The sequence below is a fragment of the Hyella patelloides LEGE 07179 genome, from assembly GCF_900659865.1.
GTDB lineage: Bacteria > Cyanobacteriota > Cyanobacteriia > Cyanobacteriales > Xenococcaceae > Hyella > Hyella patelloides.
Genome location: NZ_LR213856.1, coordinates 1 through 24,781, shown reverse-complemented (window position 1 = coordinate 24,781; position 24,781 = coordinate 1). Strand labels below are relative to the sequence as shown.

Below are 24,781 nucleotides of genomic sequence, written 5' to 3'. Positions count from 1 at the left end.
ATACTCCGTAGCCTGGTCTAGAATCTGACTGCCACGATCCACAATGCGTATTCTACCTCTTTCTCCCAAAAAATCACTAATTTTACAGGCTAATTCTACTCCACTGTAACCACCACCGACTATAGCAACCCTAATTTTATCCTTGTCGGATTCGGTTAATAATCTTAGTTGCTCTTTCAGGCGATAAGCATCATCTAAACTGCGAAAGGGAATGGCATATTCTTTTGCACCAGGAGCAATCTCAAGAGGAGTTCTACCACCAGTAGATAAAACTAAGCGATCGCATTGTATCCTGGTATTATCATCTACCGTGACTTCTTTTTGCTCAATATCGATATTCGTAACAACACCCTGACGAAAGATAATTCCTGTATTTGCCAAAAGCTCTTCAAAAGGTGGAGCGATTTCCCAAGTTTGCAATTCTTCGGTAATTAACTCATATAATAAAGGAGAAAATAAAAAGCGATCGCTTTTATCAATTAAGGTAATCTCTGGTTTCTCATCATTTTCCCAGGGTAATTCATTCAGGCGCAAAGCAGTATACAAACCACCAAAGCCCCCACCTACTATACAAATACGTTGTCGTGTCATTGTTGCTCTGATGTTGAGGTTGCAGTATTAAAGGTATATAGATTGTAGCTAAGTCTTTATCTATTAGGAAGGCAGTAGAGGAATGAAGTCAAAAGTCAAAAGTTAGAAATTAGAAAAAGAAGAGCAATTTAAAAATGAAGAGTTAAACATTAATTGGGGCAAAGCACTATTATCTCAGACAGTTAAAAGAATCATCTCAGGTTTGTAAAGTTAAGTTGGTATTGATACAAATAATACACATAATATTTTTTTAACTGATTCTAGTTTCTAAATTTATCTATTTTTTAATTTATTGAGTATTTAGTTAAAATAATCTTTAAATAACTATGAATAGTTTTACATTATATTAATTAAGTGCCTTAGATTACTATTTTTGAAAGATGTTGACAGATGATTTTATTCTCAATTTAGAATTTGTGGAACTTAATCATAAAGATTTACTACCTTCTTATTCGGGCGTTTATTATGTCATAGATGAATTAAAGCAGATTTGGTACATTGGTCAATCCAAAAAAAAATTTGTATCGAAGGTGGAATGGAAAACAGGATCATCATAGATATAAACAATTAGTTTCTATTTTAAATAAACCAGATAAAAAGATTCATATTTATTATCATAAGACTCCGCCAGCAGAACTACTTTTAATAGAGAAAAAGCAGATTTTAAAGTATCAACCTTTCCTGAATAATACTCCTGTAAAAAAAAGCTTTAACTTGTTCGATATCAACACAAATAAACAGCAATTTTTTGACAATTTTAATATCGATTATCATAATACAAATTGCATGAATAAAATTTTGACCATATTATCTGATTTTCAAGATTTACAAGACAACAATAGATATTCAAAAGAATTAAAACAAAATACAGTATCGACAGCAAATAATCTTGAAGTTATCAACTCAAATACTGTTCAACAACAAGAAGTAAAATCTCATAATGTTAAATACTTTCATCGTAGGTTTATACCTTTAAAAAGTAGTAAAATCAATCTTAATCTAGAATTGGAGATTTGTATTGACTCTAAAAATCGGCTATTTGTCAGACACCATACATTTAGCTATATCCGAAACCGTACTCTTGAAATTATCGATCCAAATCAATTAGAACAAATAAGTCAAAAATACATATATGAACTAGAAAAAAAGCTTTTAATTATGTCTTATCCTGTAAGATGGATTGGCTATAAATTAATTTGCGAACAGGTCTTGCTAATCGATGACGAAGAAGATTTACAGATCGAGACATTAGCAATTATGCTTCCACTAAGAATGTTTATTAATTTGCTAGAAGATATTTGGTTAAAAAATTATAGCTCACCTAAATTTTTAGAACAAGAAGAGCAATTTTTTATAGATAGTGGAAATTTATCTCTAAAACTAGCGAAGTATTTATATGATGAAAAGACAACTCTAGTTAAGTTGGTAGAACAAATCAATTAACATTTATTTTTATTCGACTTAAATATTAAATCACTCGTTCATCCTTTTAATAGATTCAAGTTGTCTACAAGTTGATAATTAGGAAATACAGATGCTAATTGTTGAAGAGAAAGATTGAGATGTTGTGTTAAAATAGACGCGATCGCTTCTCGAAAGTCAGTGGTAACTGGTAAATCCCTTCCCTCGTATAAATTAGACTCGCTCAATCCAGTCCAATCACCATAGATTTTGCCTCCTTTAACTGCTCCTCCCAAAAGCCACATTAGGTTACCATGTCCGTGATCTGTACCTTTATTTCCATTTTCTTGGACAGTACGTCCAAATTCTGACATTACTAAAATCACAGTATCTTTATAAGCTGCGCCCAAATTGTTAACCAAAGTAGCTAAACCTTCTCCCAAAGGAGGTAAAGAGCGATTCAGAACTCCTGGCTCATTAATATGGGTATCCCAACCGCCAATATCCATAAAAGCTAGTTGGGTTTTGGCATCACCCGCAATTAATTGAGCGACTTCTGCTGCGTCATCAACAAATTTGTGGGGAGAAATCGCACCACGGGAAGCAGACATCATTTCTTGATTGAGTTGCTCTAAAATAATGCTTCTAGCTTGACGACCTTCTTGATAAGCTTTATCTATTTTACTATTGCCACTATACAAGCGATCGAAAGCATTGCTGACACGAGGTCTATCTAAGGGTAAAGGACTCAGAGAATTTTTACCAGGGCGCAGGTGAGCAATTGGCATTGTACCTTTTAAGATTTTGGGGGTAGTATTACCGACATTAAGAGCTTGCGTCGGATTATCTTGAGGTAGTTGCGCTAATAAACGATTTAACCAACCGTCAGGAGTTTGTTTAATTCCTGGTGTACCAGTTTCCAGATAGTCTTGAGCATCAAAGTGAGAGCGATTTGCTTCAGGAGAGCCACAGTTAGTAATAAAGGCGAGATTTTTTTGCTGCCAAAAAGGAATAAGATCGGATAAGGCAGGATGTAAGCCAAAAAAACCATCAAGGTCAATTGCTCCTTTAGTTTCTCCTGGGGGATTAATGGCAATACTGGGTCTTCGTGAGTAATAATCGGCATCTTGATGGGGAATCACCACATTTAGTCCATCGATCGCCCCACGCAGTAAAATAACTACTAAACGCTGCGGATTATTTGCCCGATCGACTCCCCTCGCAACCCAATTATTAGAACCTACAGGAAGAATCATTCCTCCTGTAGCCAAACCCACTGTTTGTAAAAATTTTCTTCTTTTCATGGTGATTGTTAGTGGTTAATTGTTGGCTGTGTGTCCACAGATAAACACAGATGAACACAGATGATTGAGCGGTGGGTATCCATGTTTGAATTGTTTTTTTGTTTCCTGTGCTTTCTCTGCTTCACCCAAGTACTTAAGCATAATTGTTTACAATATGCTCACTTTTTCTTCCCTCTTCCTCCTTTATTTTTCCTTGTCTTGACTAGATAATTAATTGTGCATCGACTACTTACTTTTTCACTCTTTCTTCTTTAATTTATCTATACATCATTTCAGGACTACCTAAAATTAACGCAGCTTTTAGATTGGGGTGACTATCGGCAATAGTTTGTTGAGTTTGAGCAGTTAAATCATTACCTAAAGTTGTTTGTAGTGTAGTAAAGTCTAATGGCTGTTGATTGCTTAATGCTCCACGAGCAATATTGGTAGCATAGCTAACACGGCGTAGCATTGCATCAGGATTTAACCAAGCTGATTCTGTATTTTGATAGCCATTAGGAGCTTCGCAACCAAAAATAGGCATTGCTAATTGATTCAGCATCCATTCAATTTTTTTTAATTCAGGGTTTTTGATGTTACTAGCTCTTACTATCGAGACTAAATACTGAAATGGTGTTTTAAATTTGGCTTTGTAATAATTTGGGTCGTTAAACTCTGAAGAGTGAAATAGAGTTTCTAATACTGTTTTGATATTACCCTGACTAGCCAAAAAAGTTTTAGTAAGCTTGTCAACTAAGGTTTTAGGTGGTGTATCTGCTACAAAATATTGTGCCAACTTGTAGCTTATAAAACGAGCCGTAGCGGGATGGTTGGCTAATATATCTAATGCTTGTTCTCCTTCTGCCATGCCACTACTGATAATAGTCTGTCCGAGAAATATTTTATCTGTCGGATCGTGAAGTCGTTTAAAAAAGCGAAAATTATTGGCATCTCCATAATTACCACGGATATCTACTCCCCACCCTGTAAATATTCTCGCTAAGTTAGTTACATCTTGTTGTGTATAACCGCCATCAACTCCTAAAGTATGTAATTCCATTAATTCGCGAGCATAGTTTTCATTAATACCTTTGGCATTGCCTTGTTTACGAATTCTATTAGGATTGGTGTTAAGATTGTTATCCAAATAAACTAACATTGCAGGATGATGGGCAGTAACAGCTAGTAAATCTCTAAAGTTACCTAAAGCACGATCTCTCAAATCGTTTTCATAGTCTGCTAGCCAAAAAGCGACTATTTTCTTAGCAGCAAATACATTAAAGTGGTTGAGCCAGAAGTTCGTCATCACCTCTTGTAATTGGCGGTTGGAAGCAATGGCTCTGATTATATGAGCTTGTCTGGCTTGTCTGATGATTTTGCTTTTATGTTGATTCCTTTTATCTCGTAATTGTTGTTTAGCTTCTAATGATAAAGTTGCCGTGCTGTTTTCCTCTAATTGATTGTTGTACTGTTGAAAAGTTTTAAATAAATTAAGCGATTGTTGTTCAATGGTATCGAATTTAGCTAATTGAGTTGTTAGCTTTGATGATTCTGGAATGGATGATGGATTGAGTTGTGCTTGAATATAGTCTTCTAAACTTTGAGTGTTAATTGTTGCAATTTGTTGCGGAGTAATACCAAAACTGAGGCGTGAGATATAATATTTTTTTTGCTGTTGATAGGAAACAGCAGTAGCTTGTTGATAAAAGTGGAATACCCACAAAAGTAAAAAAGAGCAAATTATGATATTACAAAATTTTCGCATATTTTGTGTCATTTTTAAGCAATAGGGTTTATTAAAGATTTATAAGGCATAATAAGCATTATTTTTCTCCGATTTAACCAGAATAACGGGTTAATATTCTTGTATTAGTTTAATTAACTTAACTAATATAAAAGCAATTACTCTAATGATAATTAACTTTGTTTGCCATGACTTGCCACAGAAAAAACAAACAACTATATTGTTAATTGAAAGCAATAGAAAGCTTTCCTGGCAGATAAAACAGCCAAGTAAACTTAACTAAATCAAAGAGGAAAATAAGCTGTTTAAAAGATTAGTCTGTCTATCGCAAAATAACACCGTTCAAACCAAAGTAAGAAACTTTCTCTAATAGAAAACAGGGAGTAATTCTTAGTATTGTATATAGGCATTAATACAACTAAGAAATCCATGATTTAAGATATAGATTGAGAAAGCTATGTTACCAAGGGAGTGAGTGGTGTTATTTGTTTTGGTCATTAGTTTTTGGTCATTGGTAATTCATATTAGATAGTAGATGACATTCAATGATAAATACTCAAGGTCTGGGAAACTTTCAAGCCCAAAGTTATTGCTCTTGCTAGCATAAATAAAGATAAAGCTAACCATAATAAATGGCTGCTCTGAAAATACCAAGCGAAGCACGCGAAAGGTAGAAAAACAAATAACGTAGCAATTATAGTGGAAGTTCTTAAAATATTACCTGCACTCAAACCAAGGAAATAACCATCTAAAATATAAGCGATCGCTCCAAATCCTAAAATAGGAAATAACCAAAATACATAATTGTTTAGGTGTTGAATTATTTCTGTATGATTAGTTAATATACTAAATAGAGACTGGGAGAAGAAAGCAAAAACTCCTGCCATTATTAAACCAATAATAATACTTGATGCGATCGCCAGCTTAACTAAAGGTAAGAGTAACTGGCTATTTTTTTGTCCCTTAATATTTCCTGCAATACTTTCTGTAGCAAAAGCAATCCCATCAATAAAATAAGCTCCTAAAGTAACTACTTGTAAAATTAAGGTATTAGCAGTTAACGTAATAGTTCCCATTACTGCGCTTAAATTCGTGAATAGAGCGAAAGTAGAAACTAAAGCCAAAGTACGAATCAAAATATCACGATTAAGATTAAAAGTAGCTTTTAAGGCATCAGGTTCATATATTTTTTGAGTAAAAGTAACCAAATAACTCAAAGGAAACTCCCGCAAAATTAAAATAAATCCCAACAAACAATTAAGATACTGACTAATAGCGGTGGCAGTAGCTGCGCCCCGACTCGCCCACCCTAATTCCACAATAAACCAGTAATTTAAAGCAATATTCGTACTCTTATCAACTATAGATAACAGTAAAACTTGTTTGCCTTGTTCTCGTCCCAAAAACCAACCCAGCAATACATAATTAAGTAGAGTTGCAGGTGCACCATAAATCAAAGCATTATAATAATCTCGACCCGATTCTATAACTTCAGGATCGGCACTGAGTAAATTAAAACCTAACTCTCTTAGAGGTTGCTGCAAAATTAGTATTACTATACTAATAGCTATGGCGATCGCACTATTGCGTAGTAGAGTTAAAATTATCCCTTCTCGATCTTCCCTTCCTACTGCTTGGGCGGTAATTCCCGTCGTACCCATCCGCAAGAAGCCAAAAGTCCAATATATATAGTTAAATAAAACAGTTGCGATCGCAACTCCTCCTAAATGACGAATTTCCATTAAATGTCCTAAAAAAGCCGTATCAATCAAACTCGCCAGAGGTACCATGAGGTTGGAAACCACATTAATCGCAGCCAATTGCCAAAAACGTTTTTTGAAAGAATTATTCACTGATAATAGTAAAGTTGTTGGTGGTTAGTGGTTAATTGTTAATTGTTAATTATTAATTGCTACTTATATCCATCACCTATTCCCGACTCTTGTGTCTTGTCGCTTTTCTAAGAAATTCTGTACTGGCGTTTCGCCCTAAAAGACTAGCGAAGCCGTCGCGAAACGCCCCTACGACTGACTTCTGATTTTATACTTGTTAAAGAATGGTCAATAAAACTAAACTGGATCGACAACAAAAATTAATTCCCTACTTCTTTCTGCTACCTGCGATTATTGCTTTATCAGTAACGATTTTTTTTCCTGCAATACAAGCTTTTTCCCTCAGTTTTGCTCAGTATGAATATGACTTAACCCAAATGCCTCAATGGGTGGGTTTGGCTAATTTCCAAAGGCTGGCAGGCGATCGCGTTTTCTGGCAAACTATTGGTAATACCTTGCTTTATCTGGTGGGTGTTGTGCCAGTATTAGTTATTGTACCTTTAATATTGGCGATCGTTGTTAATCAAAAATTACGGGGTATTTATTGGTTTCGCACTGCTTTTTATACTCCTGTAGTCATCTCGATGGTTGTGGCGGGAATTGCTTGGAAAGCTTTGTATACCAATAACGGTATTATCAATCAGTTTCTAAAACAATTGGGTTTTAGTGAGGGGATTCCTTGGTTAACTAGCCCTGAGTTGGCTTTGTGGAGCGTAATGTTAGTCACTATCTGGAAAGGTTTAGGTTACTACATGGTAATTTACCTAGCAGGATTGCAATCGATTTCTTCAGAGTTATACGAAGCAGCAGCTATTGATGGCTCAGATGGTTGGCAAAAACACTGGGATATTACTTTCCCTCTGATGCGCCCTTACTTGATGTTGGTAGCGGTAATCTCGGCAATTTCGGCGACAAAAGTTTTTGAAGAGATTTATGTAATGACTCAAGGAGGGCCTAGAAACAGTTCTAAAACTGTAGTGTATTATCTATATGAACGGGCGTTTCAAGATTTGGACGTTAGTTATGCTTGCACTATTGGTTTAGTTCTCTTTTTGGGAATTTTAGTCTTATCAATTTTGAATTTGCGCTTGTCTAATAGATTGTCTTCGTGAAATACTCTATTATAACGTCAGTTCGGGTTAAGAAAATTAAACGGTTAGGGTAGCTATAAGCTCGCTTGCTCTAAGCTTTAAGCCCCTCAAAGATTTCGAGAGCGGATCGATTAAAAATTTAACTAGAAAAAGGAATTTTTAAGTTAACTGCCTAGCAAGGAGTTCAGCTTATCCCGAACTCAGGTTATTCTAAAAGCGATCGCTTTTAGACCAATCAATTTTTCTATAGAAAATACTCCAGGGGTTACTAATTTGCAACGGGATATTCTTAATGCTCAAGATGCAAATGGTAATCCAATCAACGTCGTTGAGTTTCGCTTTCAGCGAAACGGTAATAATTATGTGATGTTTTATAATAATGACGGTGGTAATTCGCGACTAGGCACCGCAATAGTTTTGAGAAATCCGCCATCGCGAGACCAAGTAACTCCTATAGCTTTTGCCAATCCACAAAATGCAGGTAATGAGCGGGGCTATATTGGTGTTGAAACACCTGAAGGCTTTTACTTCGCTGTTCATGCTCAGGCAGGCTTTGGTCTTAATGTAAATAACAATGCAGAGGTATTGATTAATGACATTAGAGGTAGAATTCCCGCTAGTCCTCTATAAAACTTGTTTCGGGGTTAGAATGGTAGGGTGGGCATTGCCCACCCTACTTATTACTATCGTCCGCCAACAACGACATTTTTAATTCGTAAATGGGGACCTCCTACGCTGACAGGTAAAGGCATTTGTCCTCCTTTTCCACAACCACCATTAGTGTAGATAGTGTCATTCCCAATAGCTTCAATATCTTTGAGAGTTTGGAAGACATTACCAGAAAGGGTTACATCGCTGACAGGCTCGGCAATTTTGCCATCGCGAATCATATAGCCTTCGGCTGCTGCAAAAGTAAACATTTCACCGTTGGTTTGTCCTCCGAGCATTCTGACAGCATATACTCCCTCTTCGATATCTTCGATCATATCCTCAAAAGAAGTATCTCCAGGCTCAATTGCAGTATTGGTCATTCGTACAATAGGAGGATAATTAGCCCGCATCGCTCTGGCATTTCCTGTGGGTTTTTCCTGCATCTTACCCGCAGTCTCTCTGGAGTGGAGGCGTTGCGTAAGCACACCATCTTTAATTAAATACTTGCGCTGTCCTGGGACACCTTCATCATCGTATTTCATTGTGCCAGGAAGATCGGGTAAAGTAGCATCATCAATGACGTTTAATTGCTTAATGCCTAAAGGCTTCCCTAAAGTTAGTAACTCTTGCATTTTGGGGTTTTCATAGACAAAATCTGCTTCCGAAAGATGTCCAAAAGCTTCATGGATAAATACCCCTGCAAGATAAGGATCGAGAACAACAGTATATTGCCCACCTTTAACAGAATTAGCTTCTAGCTGGTTAACCGCTCTTTTAGCTGCACCCAATACCCGATCTTCGATGCCCACTAAAACATCAAAATCAGTACGAGAATGCACCGACTCGAAGCCTTGACGGACAATTCCCCCTTCTCCACGAGCAACTACACCAAAGCGTCCATTAACATCCATGCGTTCTTGCACGATACAGCTACCAGTAGAATTAACAAAGTAATTAGTGGTAAAGCGATCGCTTATACTAGACATGGTAGTCTGAATACGAGGGTCATATTTTAAAATCAAATTGTTGTAAGCCTCCAGTAATTTTCTTTTATCTGCTAAAGAAACACTGCGAGGATCGCGTTTGATATCTACTCTAACTATGTCTTCAATCGGTTCAGTGTTAGCTAATTCTGTAGTCTCTTCACCTACCAGTTTTGCGCTCGAAATCGCTTCGGCAATTCTCGTATCTAATTCGGCTAAACCATTAAAAGTGACAAAACTCCAACCACCATTGTGACAAGCTCTAATTCCGCCAGATAAAGCAAAACTGCGATCTACAGCATCTAACTGAGGTCCGCGAAACGCTAAACCAGTAGCTTCACTTTGTTCGACACGAATTTCTAAATAATCTACTGTATTGCGATGAGATGCAATCGCTTTTTGTAAAATATCGATAGTTGCTTGATTATTCACTTTGAACCTTAAATGATCGTTATTATCTATTAATATAATTCTTCTTTTCTGAGAACTGTATTTAGTCGAGCCGATTAACCCTGAGAAAGTGTTTGTCAACAAAAGATCGAGATTAAGACTGATAGGGAGATAGGGAGATGGGAAGATGGGAAGATGGAGAGAAGTTAACAAATTTTAGTGTATTCCTATTTTTTTGTTCCTTGTTCCTTTAGAGATTCCTGTAAAATACAAATTTTAGTGAAAATCTTTAATATCTTTAAATCTAAATGAATCAGTTATTGCAAGGTGTGGATGTCTACTTAATTGGCATAATGGGTGCAGGTAAAAGCACTATTGGTAAAATATTGGCACGAAAACTCAATTATCGTTTTTTTGATACAGATATTCTTATTGAAAGAGTTGCAGGAAAGAAAATTGCTGATATTTTTGCTGCTGAAGGAGAAGAATATTTTAGAGACTTAGAAACTCAAATTTTAAAAGAAGTGTCTGCTTATCGAAGTTCGGCGATCGCAACAGGAGGCGGTATCATTCAAAAGCCTATCAACTGGAGTTACCTACGTCAAGGCTTAATTGTTTGGTTAGATGTCGATCTCGAAATCTTAAAAAAACGTTTATCAAAAGACCAAAATCGTCCTTTAGCTGGCAAACTGGAGTCTTTATTAGAAAAGCGATATCCTCTCTACTCTCAAGCAGATATGCATATTAAGTGTTCGAGTAATCAAACTCCTAAACAAGTTGCTGATAGTATTATCGCTAGAATTCCCGCAATGATTATGAACAAGAAATGAGGAACCAGGAGAAGTCACTGAATCACCGAGTCAAAAGTTTTAACCACTGTAGAGGTAAGGCAAAGCAAAAGCCCCTAACCATATTATCCCGCTTGACGGGACTAACCGCTAACCACCAACCATATTATCCCGCTTGACGGGACTAACCACTAACCACTAACCAGATTAATGTCTAACGAAAGCGAATATATCAAAGAAACCGAAGCTACCCGTGTTCGTGTCCTCAGCGAAGCACTTCCCTATATCCAAAAATTTGCTAACCGTACCATCGTAATCAAATATGGTGGTGCAGCTATGAAAGATGGCCAGCTGAAAGCAGGAGTTGTCCGTGATATTGTTTTTCTTTGTAGCGTGGGAGTTCGTCCTGTAGTAGTTCACGGTGGAGGACCAGAGATTAATATTTGGTTGGATAAATTAGGAATTGAACCTCAATTCAAAGACGGTTTACGAGTTACTGACGCTGACACCATGGATATTGTAGAAATGGTATTAGTCGGTAGAGTGAATAAAGAATTAGTCTCTTTGATTAATCAAGCTGGAGGTTCTGCGGTTGGTCTTTGTGGTAAAGATGCTAGCTTGATCAAAGCACGTCCCATCGGAAAAGAAGGCATTGGTTTTGTGGGAGAAATAACCAGTATCAATGAAGAATTAATCGAGTCTTTAGTCAGCAATGGCTATGTTCCGATTATTTCCAGCGTCGCTGCGGATCAAAACGGACAGGCTTATAACATTAATGCAGATACCGTTGCAGGTGAAATTGCTGCTGCGCTACAAGCAGAAAAACTAATATTACTGACAGATACTCCAGGAATTTTACAAGATTATCAAGATCAATCCACTTTAATCACTAAATTAGATATTCAAAAAGCCAGAGAATTAATTGCTAGTGGTGTTGTAGCAGGAGGAATGATACCAAAAGTTAATTGTTGTGTACGCTCATTAGCACAAGGAGTCAAAGCAGCCCACATTCTTGATGGACGTATTCCTCGCGCTTTACTTTTAGAAATTTTCAGCGATGAAGGTATTGGTTCAATGATTGTAGCTTCAGAATATATGTATGATTGAGAGGGATCGGCTTTATCTGCTCGATCTTAATGATTCCAACCCTGTACTTGTTTTCTAGCAGGGGACAGTCTAAACAAGTGTTTGCTCCTACTTCCTTAAAGGCTTGGCGAGGCTATATAATTTCTACTTACTCAAGACCTTTGATCGGCAGAATGGCAATATTTGTATCTTGGGCATTGCATCATGATGAACTTATCAATATTATTTAAAAATGGCTTCTGGCTCAAGTTAAATTTATAGATCTAACTGAATAATTATTTTTATTACTGATAATTTAACTAACAAAACCTATATTAAAATAAATAATGTTTTTAATCACAATTACAAAAATACAAATCGAGGAGATAAGACTAATGCAAAGCTTGAATTGGAAAAGAATTATAGGTACGGGTTTGGGGATTTTTGCTTTATTCTTTGGAACTGTTGGTCTGACAGGTTGTCAAACTGGAGGAGAAGCACCAACAGAGGAACAAGAAGCACCAACCGAACCAGAAGAAGCACCAACCGAACCAGAAGGGTAAGATAATCAAAGTCGCATTGCGGATGGCTGTAAGCATAGGGCAGAACGCATTTAAATCTTGTCATTGCAGTGCTTATAGCTTTTCGTGCTGTGACTATAAGCTTTAAAAGTAATTACTGCCATCTAAGTCTCTTATTACTTTTGAGAAATGGTATCACACCTAATATTCCTCAGTTGAATACCCTTAACGGACAAGACCCCATCATTATCGCTCATCGCGGTGCTAGTGGTTCTTTACCAGAAAATACTTTAGCAGGTTTTCGTCTGGCTTTAGAACAGGGTGCAGATTTTATTGAAATCGACTATGTAATGACTAAAGATGGTGTTCCTATAGTTCGTCACGAACCATTACTCAATAAAACCACAAATATTTTAGATCGTCCCGAATTTAGCGATCGCAAAACCACTAAAATTATTGATGGTGTGGAAGTTACAGGCTTTTTTGCTGAAGACTTTATCCTAAAAGAAATTAAAACCCTCCGCGCCAGACAACCTCGTCCCGAACGCAGCGACGAGTTTGACGATCTGTATGAAATTCCTACTATGGCGGAGGTAATTAGGCTAGTTAAGGATTTTGCAGTCGAAACTAATCAGCAAGTCGGTATCGTTCACGAACTGAAGCATAACAGCTATTTTGATAGCATTGGTTTAAATGTCGAAGAAGCTGTGGCGCGGGTTTTAATAGAAGAAGAGTTTACTAATCCAGAACAGAACATCATTCAAACCTTTGAGATCGCCCCTCTGATTTGCTTAGATCGGGAAATTATGCCCGAAGCGGGAATCGATCTGCCTTTGCATCAACTTACTGGCGCAGCAACCGAAGATTGTAGTCCTGGTTTCTCCTTTCCTTACGATATCGTTGATAATTTCAGCAATCCCGATTTTACCCCAGAAGATGCCCGCGCAGTTTACGGCGATTTGGTAGATATTATCGATCTCGATGCGGAAACAGGATACGGAGACTTATTGGTACTTCCTGAATTTTATCAGTTCGTTAGTACCTACGCCGAAGCAATTAATCCCTGGAAGAATACGATATTACTTCGGGAAAGCTTAGAAGAACCCTTTGATGGTGATGGGGATGGTAACACAGAAATCAGAACTCAGTTAACAGGAGAAGTTTTTTCTTTAATTGAGTTGGCACATGATGCGGGATTGTTGGTTCATGTTTATACCTTAAGAGATGAAGAACGCTATCTCACTTTAAACCCCGATAGCACAGTACAAACCCCCGAACAAGAAGCAGAAGACTTATTTCGTTTAGGTGCAGATGGTTTGATTGGAGACTTCCCAGAAACTATTAACCTAGTACGCGATCGCTCTTTTAGCTGAGGGAGTGCGATCTATGTAAGCTGCCACTACGCGATCGCTAATTGTCATTTATTAAGCAATACATCTCCTATGATTCTAATCTTTATCAACGGTCGAGAAGTTTTTTGCTTGTAGCGATCGCTGACAAGAAAAGCAAAATAATTTGACAATCAAGACAATCGCTACTGTTTGCTGCTTACTGATTAAAGTGCGACTACTTCTGTTTCTACACCCATATTTTTGAGCATTACTCCTATTTCATCACAGTAAATTGCATTCATCACAATTACCATATCGGGTTGATATTCTTTTAAAAATTCAGGAGACATGATTTCCTTCCCTACCCCAGGAATAAATTTGCCGTGACGGTTAGGGTTAATATCAACAACATATTCAATTTTATTAATGGTATCTAGAGTAGTTAAAAATGCCACACATTTAGAACCAGAACCCCAAACAACTACCTTTTTATTAGCTACTTTTTGCTCGGTTAAATAATCTTTCCAGTATTGTAATTTTCCTTGAATATTAGCTGCAAAATGTTCTACATCTTGAGCAACTTCGGCGACAGTTTCTTCATTGGGATGTACTTTATCGGAAGTTTCTGCTGCAATAGGTTTGGCTTCAATTAACAGATATTGATCGCCATATTCTTTGTATAAATCAGTTACTTCAAAACCGCAAGAACGGAATAAACGAGCTAAAGTACCAGGACTAAAATAAGAACAATGTTCGTAATAAATATCCTCGAACGCTAATTCTTGCATTACCCTAGTATTGTCGGGAATTTCCAAGCAAAAAGCTACATTTGTGCGTTCGCCTATAGAGTCCCTGACGGTTTGAATAAACTCTTTAGTAGGTTGAATATGCTCTAAAGTATGGCGACAGCAAATAAAATCTCCTACATATTCAGCGTGTTTTTTACTATAATATTCTTGGATAAATTTTACGCGATCGCTTGCTTGACTTTGTACTCTTCCTGGTACTACGCTGGGATCGATACCAACACCTCTATTATTACCCTGTTCACAGAGTAAAAACAAAAAGTCTCCTTTACTGCAACCGATTTCTACAATATCTTTATCGTTAAGATTGTATTTTTCAATCCACTTGTTAGCTAAGCTAAGAGCGAACTTATTAAAAGTAGGAGAAAAGCTTTGTTGGTCTTCATAATTAGGCGCATAGGCTGACCATTTAGCATCGAATATAGTATTAGTAATAAAGCCACATTGAGGACAAAAGCCTAAGACAACATCTCCACAAGGAAAGTTTAAAGCTTCTTCTTTAGAAGACATCATTAAGCAACTGTGAACAGGAACATTTCTGACTTCGTAAAATATATGTAAGCCCTGACTACCACAGTTAGGACAGCGATGTTCTTTATTAAGTTCACCTAATTCAGATTGAGGAGTAGTTGCAATATTTACCATGATTAAACACCAGGTTATGAAAGTTTCTTAAAAGTTGATTCGATGCGACCGAAATAGAGATAATTAGGGAGAAGCACACTCCACCTTAAAAATTATCATTCATAAATTTTTGGTTCGGGAATGGGAACAATAAATTTACCGCCAGTAGCACGATAAGCTTCCTGTTGTTGCATAATTTCTTGAGCAAAGTTCCAAGCCAAAATTAAAACATAATCTGGCTTATCTTCCATTAACTTACTAGGCGCAAAGATCGGTAAATGATTAACACTGTAAAAACGACCCTGTTTAAATGTATTGAGATCGACAACATAGTCAAGCAGAGTTTTATCAATCCCTAAATAACTCAACATAGTGTTGGCTTTTGCTGCTGCACCATAACCAACAATTCTTTTACCTTGTTTTTTGAGATCCCAAAGAAGATCGAGCATTGAATATTTAAACGCCGTTACCCGCTCGGCAAAACTGCGATAATATTCAATATCATCAACACCCGATTTACTTTCTAGATCGAGTAAAGATTTCACCGATTCTTGGACATTTTCTGTCGGTTCGACATAGATGCGTAATGAACCACCATGAATTGCCGTACGTTCTACATGATTGAAATATAAACCATGTCGGCGAAACAGATTATCTAAAGCGGTGACCGAGAAATAACAAAGATGCTGATGGTAAATAGTATCAAATTCGCAATGTTCTACTAAATCGACAACATAAGGAGCTTCAATAACAGCCACACCTGTATCCTTTAGTAAAATTTTAACTCCTTTAACAAAACCATTGAGATCGGGAACATGAGCTAAAACATTGTTAGCTAAAAATAAGTCTGCTGCTTTACCTTCTGCTTTTAACTGACTAGCCAACTCTTCAGTAAAGAAGGTACACATAGTATTGATACCTGCTTTTTGTGCTGCTTTTGCTGGACCTGATGCGGGGTCAATTCCTAATACGGGAACACCAGCTTCCACAAAGTTTTTCAGCATATAACCATCGTTACTAGCTGCTTCAATAACTAAACTATTGCTATCTAAACTCCTAGTTTTAATTAAGTTTTTAGCACTCTCCCCAAAGTGCTTCATTAAAGAAGGAGAAATGGAAGAGAAATAAGGATAATCTTGGCAAAATAAAATCTCTGGCGGAACGTGTTCGGTAATTTGCACTGTGCCACAATCTGGGCAAAAAGCTAAATCCAAAGGTGCAGTATATTCTGGTTCGCTTAATTGATCTTTGGTTAATAGATTATCTGCCAAAGGCGTATAACCGAAGGAAATAGTAACATCTAAATTAGAATTACCGCAAGAAATACAATTTTTTTGGCTATTTTTCATATTGATTACTGATTTGAAAAATACACATAAATACAAAAAAGAGGGAATAAATTATAGTTAGCGATGCGATTCGCGATCGATGCTTATTGTTATACTTTATTCCCTTGAAAGAAGCTAGTTAATAACTGCAAGTTCTTCTTGTTGCCAGCGTAGTTTAGTATCTAATAAACCTTGTCCGATCAAATATTTGATATGGGCAATACGTTTATATTTAACTCCTTCAAATTCTTCGAGAGTTAAACCTACTTTTTGGTAAGCTTCATATAACTCTTGCGCTCCTTTTTTCGCATTCCATTGGGGTTGAAAATTAGGTAAGATACGACTTACTTTTGCACAATTGACGCGATAACAACGCTTATCGGGTCCCCCGTTAGGATCGTATTCAATTTCGCAGTTAGGGACAGTTTCTTTGACTATATCTGCTAACTCTCGAATTTGATAGTTATCTTCATTGCGTCCAATGTTAAAAGCTTCATTATGAATTGCTTCGGTAGGAGCTTCTAAAACAGCAATAAAGGCGCGAGAAATATCTTCAATGTGAACAATGGGTCGCCAAGGAGTACCATCACTCTTGATAAAGACTTTTCCTGTGGTTAAAGCCCAAGCTACTAGGTTATTGAGTACTAGGTCAAAACGTAAGCGGGGAGATACACCGTAAGCGGTAGCATTACGCAAATAAGTAGGGCTAAAGTTATCATCTGCTAGCTTACTTACTTCCTGCTCTACCCGTACTTTAGAAACTCCGTAGGGAGTAACAGGGTTAAAAGCAGATTCTTCTGTTAACCAGTCTGTACCACCAGCACCATAATTACTACAAGAAGAAGAAAACACAAAACGTTTCACTCCAGCTTGTTTGGATAACTCTGCTAAGCGAACAGAAGCTTTAAAGTTAATATCTTCTGTCAGATTGGCTTCATAGTTTCCTAAAGGATCGTTAGAAAGACCTGCTAAATGAAATACAGCATCGTAGCCTTCAACATCTGCTAGCTCTATATTACGAACGTCTTTTTTAATTTCAGGAATTTCAACAATTCCCTCACCAAAGGTACAACGTTGATAGTAGTCCGTATCTAGACCAACTACTTCGTAGCCTTTAGTGAGTAACATAGGCACCATTACCGTGCCGATGTAACCTTTGTGACCAGTGACTAGAATTCTCATAATTATTTTTGTTTTCTTCCCATGTTTTCCAGGGAGCGTTTCCGCTATCCCACATTTTTTCTAAGCGTTTTTTATCTCTTAAAGTATCCATACACTGCCAGAAAGAGTCGTGCTTATATGCCATTAATTGACCATCAGCTGCTAATCTTTCTAGGGGTTCTTTCTCAAATTGAGTATCGTCCCCATCAATGTAGTCATAAACTTCTGGCTCTAAGACAAAAAACGCGCCATTAATCCAGCCTTCTGCGGTTTGAGGTTTTTCTGAGAATTTGGCAATTTGATCGCCGTCAAACTCCAGATGTCCAAAACGAGCAGGTGGTCTAACTGCTGTGAGGGTGGCTAATTTCCCGTGTTTTCTGTGAAAAGCTAGTAACTCGTTGAGATTAATATTAGATACTCCGTCCCCCCAGGTCATCATGAAAGTTTCATTCCCCATATAAGGAATCAAACGTTTGATGCGTCCTCCAGTATTAGTTGATAAACCAGTGTCTATCAGGTCTACTGTCCAGTTCAAGCGATCGCCACTATGAGGCTGAACAATACCGTTGCCTATTTCTACTGTCAAATTGCTATTGAGATTACAATAGTCAACCATGTATTTTTTAATTACATGACCTTTGTAGCCCAAAGCAATGACAAAATCTTTAAAACCATAGGTATGGTAGTGCTTCATGATGTGCCACATAATGGGCTGACTACCAATTTCGACCATTGGTTTTGGTTTATTTTCGGTTTCTTCAGAAATGCGAGTTCCAAGTCCACCAGCAAGAATGCCTACTTTCACTTTATTTCCCCGCTTATTACTTCAATAGTTGTTTAGGGAGTAGATACAACTCAAGTTGCAATATTATGCAATATTGTGATTACAACTTTATATATTGTAAGTATAGATACTAAAACCTAAATTAAAGTTTCAATTAAGAAAGTGTTTTTAACCAGGTAGAAATACGAAGTTATCAAGAAGTTTTTTGTCTTAGATAAAAGCTATGGGATTTAACCATAAAAGCACTTCTCTACGAAGGGGAAAAAGATCGTTAGATATGCCTTGTTTCAGAAATTGTCCTAAAGCATCAAAGGGGGTAAAAACATCCCCTGTTTGCCATTTAACTTCTTGTCCTAAAGGGGTAAGATGATTGCCAGGAAGGGTCTTATAAGCAGTAGTCTTGGCGAAACGCTCTTGCAAAACTGGGTTAAGGCTAATTGTTTGATCTATGGTGTCGTTACGAAAGCGAATTAAAAGATTGCGAGAAACCAGGTAATTTTCAGCAACCAATTGATTGGTTTCTTCGGGAGAAGGACTAAACTCGACATCAAAAGCGGGGTTGATTTGAATTTTATCGCCGAAAGGAATCGCTTTTTTTGCAGGGTAATTATTAAACGAAATTAAGATATTTCCTGTGCGCTTCACTTCAAATAAACTACCTATAATCAGATGTAGTTTACAGCCCATACTATGACCAATACCATAAATAGGTAAGTAACTTCTACCCAAACTATTACTGCGGTGCAACCTCTCTAAAATAGTTTCAAAACGACTTAAGGCTTCACGGGCGATCGCAAAATGATTGAAAGTGTTTAAAAAAGGAGTAGCAATAATGGCATATCCTTCTTGAGCAATTTGTTCGAGAAAGCTGCGATAAGATAGTTGAGGTGCCGTTGCCACAAAAGCACCCCCTAAAAAGTGAATCACTCCTAGGATTTTTTTACGAGGAAGGTATACCCAACCTCCAGAAATTTCTTGCCAAGTCATATATTTAGGAATCACCAAGTCAGGAGTTAGCCATGATTAAAAACTATCAACCACTAACCATCAATAATTTTACTCATCTTATCTAAGTCTAGTACTTTTGCCAGTTGATTTTCATCCATTAAACCTTGAGAAAGGACAATTTCGCGGATGGATTTGCCTGTTTCTAAAGATTCTTTTGCCACATTAGCAGCATTGAGATAGCCAATGTGAGTGTTTAAGGCTGTTACGAGAGCTAAACTACCTTCAGCATAGCTTTGACAACGATCGCCTCTGGCGGTAATTCCTGCTAAACATTTAGTGGTGAGAGCAGAGATCGTATTACCTAAAATCTCGATGCTATGAATCAAATTGTAAGCAATTAAAGGCATCATCACATTTAATTCTAGCTGTCCTGCTTGGGCTGCAAACAGGATCGCTGTATCGTAACCTATCACCTGAAAACACACCTGTGATGTCATTTCTGCCATTACGGGGTTGTATTTTCCTGGCATAATAGATGAGCCTGGTTGTACTGGAGGTAGTTGAATTTCTTTTAAACCAGTTTTAGGCCCTGAATCCATAAGACGTAAATCATGGGAAATTTTGACTAAATCTTGTGCCAAGTTGCGCAAACAGCTAGAAACAGCCACAAAAGGCGACATACTTTGCATAGCTGCCATTAAATGTTTGGCAGGTGCTAAAGGTTTCCCTGTAAACTCTCCTAATAACTCTGCTACTCTGTGACGATATTGAGGATGGGTATTTAACCCCGTACCCACTGCACTACCCCCTAAACCAAGGGAATATAAATCTTTTTCGGCGTTGCTAATTCTGATTTTATGATCTGTAAGAATTTGCTCCCAAGCGCGGAAATTTTCCCCTAACCTAATAGGAACAGCATCTTGCATATGGGTACGCCCCGATCTAACAATATCTTGGAATTGGTTCGCTTTTTGCTTTACAATTGCGATCGCATTATCTAATGCTGGGTATAAATTATGTTCTAATGCCAATAATGCACCTACTCTAATTGCTGTGGGAATCACATCATTAGTAGACTGACCGTAGTTTACATTATCGTTAGGACTAACCCTTTGATAATTGCCCTTTTCTTCTCCTAAAATTTCTAAGGCACGATTGGCTAACACCTCGTTAACATTCATATGATGGGAGGTTCCCGCACCAGCTTGATAAACATCTACGACAAACTGATCTCTTAACTGTCCTTGTAAAATCTCATTGGCAGCTTGTACTATGGCATCAGCGATATCTTGAGGAATGCAGTTCAATTGACTATTTGCGATCGCTGTAGCTTTTTTAATTAACAAACAAGCATCAATATAAGTAGGTAATGGTTTTAAACCACTGATAGGAAAATTTTCTGTAGCTCGTAGGGTTTGAATCCCATAATAAACATCTGAGGGTATTAGTTTTTCCCCCATAGAGTCCTTTTCGACGCGATAGTTACTAGAACCAGACATAATACTTTGATGTAAGATTTTGTTCGCCGACTCAACTTATATCATAAAAGAATGAACGATGAACGATGAACGATGAAGTAACAAATAATTAGCAACTAATAACAAGTTACTAACAATCAACTTTTATTCATCAAAATTTTAACTTACGCTTTAATAATTAAAGTTTGCAAGTCTTATTTAAACAAATATTGCCCTTGAACTATTAAACTCCCAATAATGAGCCACTAACAACCAACAATAATGTTAAATTTCCAATATTCCAGTTTGATTAATGCTCCAGTAGAGAAAGTCTGGCAATTTCATGAACGTAAGGACATCCTAGATATTTTGACACCTCCTTGGCAACCTGTAAAAGTAATTAGAAGAGAAGGGGGATTAGGAGTCGGTGCGATTACCGAGTTTCGTATTATGTTATTAGTTATTCCCGTGCGTTGGTTAGCCGAACATATAGAATGTCAAACTAATCAGGTATTTGTAGATACCCAGGTATCGGGACCTATGAAATCTTGGTTACACCGCCATCAATTTATCTCTGAAGAAGGAAAAACTAGATTAACTGATTCTATTGAATATGAAATACCAGGAGGCTGGTTAGCAGAGTTTTTATTAGGTTGGTGGGTTGATTCGCGTCTGCAAGAAATGTTTCGCTATCGCCACAAAGTTACAAAAGAATATTGTGAGTAGTTTATTAATGGTTAATGGTTGATTGTTAATTGTTAGTGATAGCTGAATTACTCTGATAGATGATGAATGCTTAATAATTATGACGGAAAAGATTTGGTTGCAACCACGAATTATAGCTTATACTCAAATATTATTAGATAATTTCAATCATCTATTAGGTTATCAGTTAATCTCCCGTAAAGAAGATACTAAAGAGCAAGCAAAAGCTTTATTTAAGGCTGATTTTGTGGTGGTTTCTCATGGCATACAAACAGACCCTATTTTAAATTATGGAAATCAAACCGCGTTAGACCTGTGGGTTATGGATTGGGCTGATTTTACGCAAACACCATCTAGATTGACTGCTGAACCTATGAATAGATCGGAAAGAGCAGCTATGTTAGAGCCAGCAAAAATCAGAGGCTATATTGACAATTATCAGGGAGTCAGAATAGCCAGCACTGGTCAAAAATTTTATATTAAACAAGCAATTATTTGGAATTTAGTAGATAGTTTGGGTAACAAATGCGGTCAAGCTGCTACTTTCTCTGATTGGGAAACAATAGAATGATTAATTATATATCTACTTCAAAAGCAATACTTTTATTTTGAAAGTTGGGAAAATTCTCTTCAATATTGTCTGCTTCCGTTGATCCAATAAATAAATAAATAAATAAGTTCCTGGCAAGTCAGTATTTTGGAATCGAGAAAAAGGTGTGCCTCGATCTACTCCAACTCCATAAACATCAGTGCCTGGAGTAGTTGTGCTTTGAAAACGATACAGAGGAATTAAATCGTCTCCTGGTTCTACTGCTACCTGAAAAGCTAATCCTTCTTCTTCAAAGTTGTCAAAGTTGTCTCGAATATTTTGTGCTTTCTGTTCTCTTACATAGATGTATGTACCTGGAACATCAGTATTTTGAAATCGGAAAATATCGGTTTCGAGTAAATCATAATGATTAATTTTTTTTATGAGCAATCAATGTTTAATTTGTGGTTATATAAAAACTTAGCTGTTACAGCATCAGTGAGATTGTATTGTAGAGGAGTTATCGTAATATAGCGATCGCGGATTGCTTGGACATCGGTTAAAATATGAGGTGGTAAGTTGGGGTCTTCTGGTTGGGGTATGTCTTCAATAATTTCTCCCACAAGCCAGTAGTAGCTTTTTCCGTGGGGATCGTAGCGTTTTTCAAACTTTTCAATATAACGCCGTAATCCCTGGCGGGTAATCATGACTCCTGCTATGTCTGATTGAGCTACAGCAGGAATATTAACACTAAGTAAAGCAGGTTTCGGAAATTGGTTAATATCTAGCTGATTAATCAGCTTAAGAGCAAAATTAGCTGCTACTTGAAATTCATTGTTAGTAAAACTCACCAAGCTAAAAGCAACACTGGGTATCCCTTCTAAAGTACCTTCCATTGCAGCCGACACCGTTCCAGAATATAGTACATCTGTACCTAAATTAGGGCCATGATTAATTCCAGACAATACAAGATCGGGTTTAGTCTCTAATACCGCACTCAGAGCAAATTTAACACAATCTGCTGGAGTTCCCGAACAAGACCAAGCAGTCACTAAAGGATGAAAAATTGATTCTACTTCTTGAGCTCTTAGGGGTTGATGCAAAGTTAAACCATGACCTGTGGCAGAACGTTCGCGATCTGGGCATACTACAGTAACATGATGACCTGCTTTTGCCAAAGTATCTGCTAGGGTACGTACTCCTAAAGCAAAAACACCATCGTCGTTGCTGATGAGGATATTGAGATTTTTATCTTCATTCATTAGTTATGCTAAATCGCTTGATTGATTGGCTATAGAAAACAATTATAGTTTTTTCTGATTCTTCTTAAACTTTAAAAAACCATTCTTGTGAGATATCTCCTACCTCCTAACTATTGACTAAATCTATTCAATAAGATTTTATGATCGTTACAGCTATGGGAGAGTCGAATTAATGGAAACACAATGGCAAATTGCTAAAAAATATGAAGACATTATCTATCAAAAATGGAACGGTATCGCCAAAGTTACCATCAATCGCCCTCATAAACGGAATGCTTTCCGCCCCAAGACAGTTTTTGAGATGTATGATGCTTTTTATGATGCTAGGGAAGATAGCAGTATCGGAGTAATTTTATTAACTGGTGCTGGACCTCATACCGATGGTAAATATGCCTTTTGTTCTGGAGGAGATCAAAGCATTAGGGGCAAAGCTGGTTATATTGATGATGAGGGCGTACCAAGACTTAATGTTTTAGATTTACAACGTTTAATTCGTTCTATACCAAAAGTTACCATTGCTTTAGTAGCTGGTTATGCTATTGGTGGTGGTCATGTTTTACATTTACTTTGCGACCTTTCTATTGCAGCCGAGAATGCTATCTTTGGACAAACTGGGCCTAAAGTTGGTAGTTTTGATGGTGGTTTTGGAGCTAGTTATTTAGCCCGTGTTGTAGGACAGAAAAAAGCTAGAGAAATTTGGTTTCTTTGCCGTCAGTATAATGCAGAAGAAGCCTTACAGATGGGCTTAGTAAACTGTATTGTACCAGTGGAACAATTAGAAGCAGAAGGAGTTAAATGGGCGCAAGAGGTTCTACAAAAAAGCCCAATTGCGATTCGTTGCTTAAAGGCTGCTTTCAATGCTGATTGTGATGGACAAGCAGGTTTACAAGAATTAGCGGGGAATGCGACTTTACTCTATTACATGACTGAAGAAGGAGCAGAAGGAAAGCAAGCTTTTCTCGATAAGCGTCAGCCTGATTTTCGTCAATATCCCTGGCTACCTTAAATCAGTCATCACCTTATCAACCATCCAATATTGATGAATTATTGACAACCAACAACTAACTAATCTGCAACTGCTTAAAATCTCTTAACACTAAGTAAGGAAACGTTTCGTGATAACATTGCTAGTATATTTGATAAAAATTTTAGGAAGGTAGATAAATATATGGAAGCAGCAATGATACTTGCGAAATTACCTGAAGCTTATCAAGCGTTTAATCCTTTGGTAGACGCATTACCAGTAATCCCTGTATTTTTCCTGTTACTCGCTTTTGTTTGGCAAGCAGCAGTGGGATTCCGCTAAATATTAGATCGTTATGGTTATTTTTAGGCATCCTGTCAAGGGTGCTTTTTTATTGGTTATTGGCTCTCTTCGTTGTATCCCTCTTCTGTCACTTTCCGAAATTTGAACTACAATAGAAGAAATATTTAGAAGCTGTGAGGTAGAGAGGGCAATGGATGTAGAATTACAGATTCTCAAACATTTGAAGCGAGCGCCAATAC

Annotated in this window: 24 protein-coding genes; 11 read left to right on the top strand and 13 right to left on the bottom strand. The window is 37.1% G+C overall.

Annotation, left to right across the window (positions count from 1 at the left end; genetic code table 11):
* Positions 1 to 591, bottom strand: a 591-nt coding sequence (locus H1P_RS15365) for an NAD(P)/FAD-dependent oxidoreductase (protein ID WP_186375984.1), incomplete at its 3' end; no start/stop codon positions are given.
* 498 nt (positions 592 to 1,089) lie between these two features.
* Here H1P_RS15365 and H1P_RS36140 point away from each other — a divergent pair.
* Entirely contained in the window at positions 1,090 to 2,034 is a 945-nt protein-coding gene (locus tag H1P_RS36140) for a hypothetical protein (RefSeq protein ID WP_186375983.1), read from the top strand.
* Positions 2,035 to 2,072: 38 nt separating this feature from the next.
* On the opposite strand, the gene H1P_RS15355 is transcribed toward H1P_RS36140, so the two are convergent.
* The 3 genes from H1P_RS15355 to gntT all read right to left on the bottom strand — a co-directional run bounded on the left by H1P_RS15355 (position 2,073) and on the right by gntT (position 6,872).
* Positions 2,073 to 3,296, bottom strand: coding sequence for a DUF1501 domain-containing protein (locus tag H1P_RS15355; protein ID WP_144868645.1), 1,224 nt, complete (start codon positions 3,294 to 3,296; stop codon positions 2,073 to 2,075).
* A 256-nt stretch (positions 3,297 to 3,552) separates the two neighbouring features.
* The gene (locus H1P_RS15350) at positions 3,553 to 4,998 is read right to left on the bottom strand and encodes a DUF1800 domain-containing protein (protein WP_246141717.1); all 1,446 of its coding nucleotides are present in this window, start codon (positions 4,996 to 4,998) and stop codon (positions 3,553 to 3,555) included.
* A gap of 563 nt (positions 4,999 to 5,561) precedes the next feature.
* Positions 5,562 to 6,872 (bottom strand): guanitoxin biosynthesis MATE family efflux transporter GntT, encoded by a 1,311-nt coding sequence (gntT, locus tag H1P_RS15345; protein WP_222427071.1) that lies wholly within the window; start codon positions 6,870 to 6,872, stop codon positions 5,562 to 5,564.
* A 203-nt stretch (positions 6,873 to 7,075) separates the two neighbouring features.
* Here gntT and H1P_RS15340 point away from each other — a divergent pair, with 203 nt between their 5' ends.
* Together H1P_RS15340 and H1P_RS15335 are read left to right on the top strand one after the other, a co-directional pair.
* Positions 7,076 to 7,963 carry a carbohydrate ABC transporter permease gene (locus H1P_RS15340; protein WP_144868642.1) on the top strand — a complete coding sequence of 296 codons (888 nt, stop codon included), beginning with the start codon at positions 7,076 to 7,078 and terminating at the stop codon, positions 7,961 to 7,963.
* 345 nt (positions 7,964 to 8,308) lie between these two features.
* Complete coding sequence (locus H1P_RS15335) at positions 8,309 to 8,572, top strand: hypothetical protein (RefSeq protein WP_144868639.1); 264 nt, start codon at positions 8,309 to 8,311, stop codon at positions 8,570 to 8,572.
* 53 nt (positions 8,573 to 8,625) lie between these two features.
* Here H1P_RS15335 and H1P_RS15330 read toward each other — a convergent pair whose 3' ends face one another.
* Positions 8,626 to 10,008: a TldD/PmbA family protein gene (locus H1P_RS15330; RefSeq protein ID WP_144868648.1), complete on the bottom strand. Its 1,383-nt coding sequence runs from the start codon at positions 10,006 to 10,008 to the stop codon at positions 8,626 to 8,628.
* 266 nt (positions 10,009 to 10,274) lie between these two features.
* Here H1P_RS15330 and H1P_RS15325 point away from each other — a divergent pair, with 266 nt between their 5' ends.
* The 4 genes from H1P_RS15325 to H1P_RS15315 all read left to right on the top strand — a co-directional run bounded on the left by H1P_RS15325 (position 10,275) and on the right by H1P_RS15315 (position 13,713).
* Positions 10,275 to 10,796 (top strand): shikimate kinase, encoded by a 522-nt coding sequence (locus tag H1P_RS15325; protein WP_144868636.1) that lies wholly within the window; start codon positions 10,275 to 10,277, stop codon positions 10,794 to 10,796.
* A 168-nt stretch (positions 10,797 to 10,964) separates the two neighbouring features.
* Positions 10,965 to 11,861, top strand: coding sequence for an acetylglutamate kinase (gene argB / locus H1P_RS15320; RefSeq protein WP_144868634.1), 897 nt, complete (start codon positions 10,965 to 10,967; stop codon positions 11,859 to 11,861).
* Between the two features lie 353 nt (positions 11,862 to 12,214).
* Positions 12,215 to 12,382, top strand: a complete 168-nt coding sequence (locus H1P_RS36135; RefSeq protein WP_186375982.1) for a hypothetical protein — start codon at positions 12,215 to 12,217, stop codon at positions 12,380 to 12,382.
* A gap of 140 nt (positions 12,383 to 12,522) precedes the next feature.
* Entirely contained in the window at positions 12,523 to 13,713 is a 1,191-nt protein-coding gene (locus H1P_RS15315; protein WP_222427070.1) for a glycerophosphodiester phosphodiesterase family protein, read from the top strand.
* Between the two features lie 182 nt (positions 13,714 to 13,895).
* Here H1P_RS15315 and H1P_RS15310 read toward each other — a convergent pair whose 3' ends face one another.
* The 6 genes from H1P_RS15310 to H1P_RS15285 all read right to left on the bottom strand — a co-directional run bounded on the left by H1P_RS15310 (position 13,896) and on the right by H1P_RS15285 (position 20,821).
* Positions 13,896 to 15,122, bottom strand: a complete 1,227-nt coding sequence (locus tag H1P_RS15310) for a class I SAM-dependent methyltransferase (RefSeq protein WP_144868632.1) — start codon at positions 15,120 to 15,122, stop codon at positions 13,896 to 13,898.
* Positions 15,123 to 15,217: 95 nt separating this feature from the next.
* The gene (locus tag H1P_RS15305) at positions 15,218 to 16,450 is read right to left on the bottom strand and encodes a class I SAM-dependent methyltransferase (protein ID WP_144868630.1); all 1,233 of its coding nucleotides are present in this window, start codon (positions 16,448 to 16,450) and stop codon (positions 15,218 to 15,220) included.
* A gap of 114 nt (positions 16,451 to 16,564) precedes the next feature.
* On the bottom strand, positions 16,565 to 17,611 hold the full coding sequence (locus H1P_RS15300; RefSeq protein ID WP_144868628.1) for an NAD-dependent epimerase/dehydratase family protein: 1,047 nt from the start codon (positions 17,609 to 17,611) through the stop codon (positions 16,565 to 16,567).
* Complete coding sequence (rfbF, locus tag H1P_RS15295; RefSeq protein ID WP_144868626.1) at positions 17,544 to 18,395, bottom strand: glucose-1-phosphate cytidylyltransferase; 852 nt, start codon at positions 18,393 to 18,395, stop codon at positions 17,544 to 17,546. The genes H1P_RS15300 and rfbF overlap by 68 nt, the downstream gene beginning before the upstream one ends.
* 189 nt (positions 18,396 to 18,584) lie before the next feature.
* Entirely contained in the window at positions 18,585 to 19,361 is a 777-nt protein-coding gene (locus tag H1P_RS15290; protein WP_144868624.1) for a DUF1350 family protein, read from the bottom strand.
* A gap of 53 nt (positions 19,362 to 19,414) precedes the next feature.
* The gene (locus tag H1P_RS15285) at positions 19,415 to 20,821 is read right to left on the bottom strand and encodes an aspartate ammonia-lyase (protein WP_144868622.1); all 1,407 of its coding nucleotides are present in this window, start codon (positions 20,819 to 20,821) and stop codon (positions 19,415 to 19,417) included.
* A 240-nt stretch (positions 20,822 to 21,061) separates the two neighbouring features.
* Here H1P_RS15285 and H1P_RS15280 point away from each other — a divergent pair, with 240 nt between their 5' ends.
* Positions 21,062 to 21,505, top strand: coding sequence for an SRPBCC family protein (locus H1P_RS15280; RefSeq protein ID WP_144868620.1), 444 nt, complete (start codon positions 21,062 to 21,064; stop codon positions 21,503 to 21,505).
* Positions 21,506 to 21,584: 79 nt separating this feature from the next.
* A complete protein-coding gene (locus H1P_RS15275; RefSeq protein ID WP_144868618.1) occupies positions 21,585 to 22,055 on the top strand; it encodes an MEKHLA domain-containing protein in 471 nt (156 codons plus the stop codon).
* Positions 22,056 to 22,067: 12 nt separating this feature from the next.
* Here H1P_RS15275 and H1P_RS15270 read toward each other — a convergent pair whose 3' ends face one another.
* Both H1P_RS15270 and surE read right to left on the bottom strand, forming a co-directional pair.
* A complete protein-coding gene (locus tag H1P_RS15270; RefSeq protein ID WP_144868617.1) occupies positions 22,068 to 22,463 on the bottom strand; it encodes a hypothetical protein in 396 nt (131 codons plus the stop codon).
* Positions 22,454 to 23,275 (bottom strand): 5'/3'-nucleotidase SurE, encoded by an 822-nt coding sequence (gene surE, locus H1P_RS15265; protein WP_144868616.1) that lies wholly within the window; start codon positions 23,273 to 23,275, stop codon positions 22,454 to 22,456. Before surE ends, H1P_RS15270 begins: the two co-directional genes overlap by 10 nt.
* Positions 23,276 to 23,447: 172 nt before the next feature.
* Here surE and menB point away from each other — a divergent pair, with 172 nt between their 5' ends.
* Positions 23,448 to 24,281, top strand: a complete 834-nt coding sequence (menB, locus tag H1P_RS15260) for a 1,4-dihydroxy-2-naphthoyl-CoA synthase (protein ID WP_144868615.1) — start codon at positions 23,448 to 23,450, stop codon at positions 24,279 to 24,281.
* A 162-nt stretch (positions 24,282 to 24,443) separates the two neighbouring features.
* Positions 24,444 to 24,581, top strand: coding sequence for a photosystem II reaction center protein K (locus H1P_RS15255; protein ID WP_144868614.1), 138 nt, complete (start codon positions 24,444 to 24,446; stop codon positions 24,579 to 24,581).
* The last annotated feature ends 200 nt before the right edge of the window (positions 24,582 to 24,781 follow it).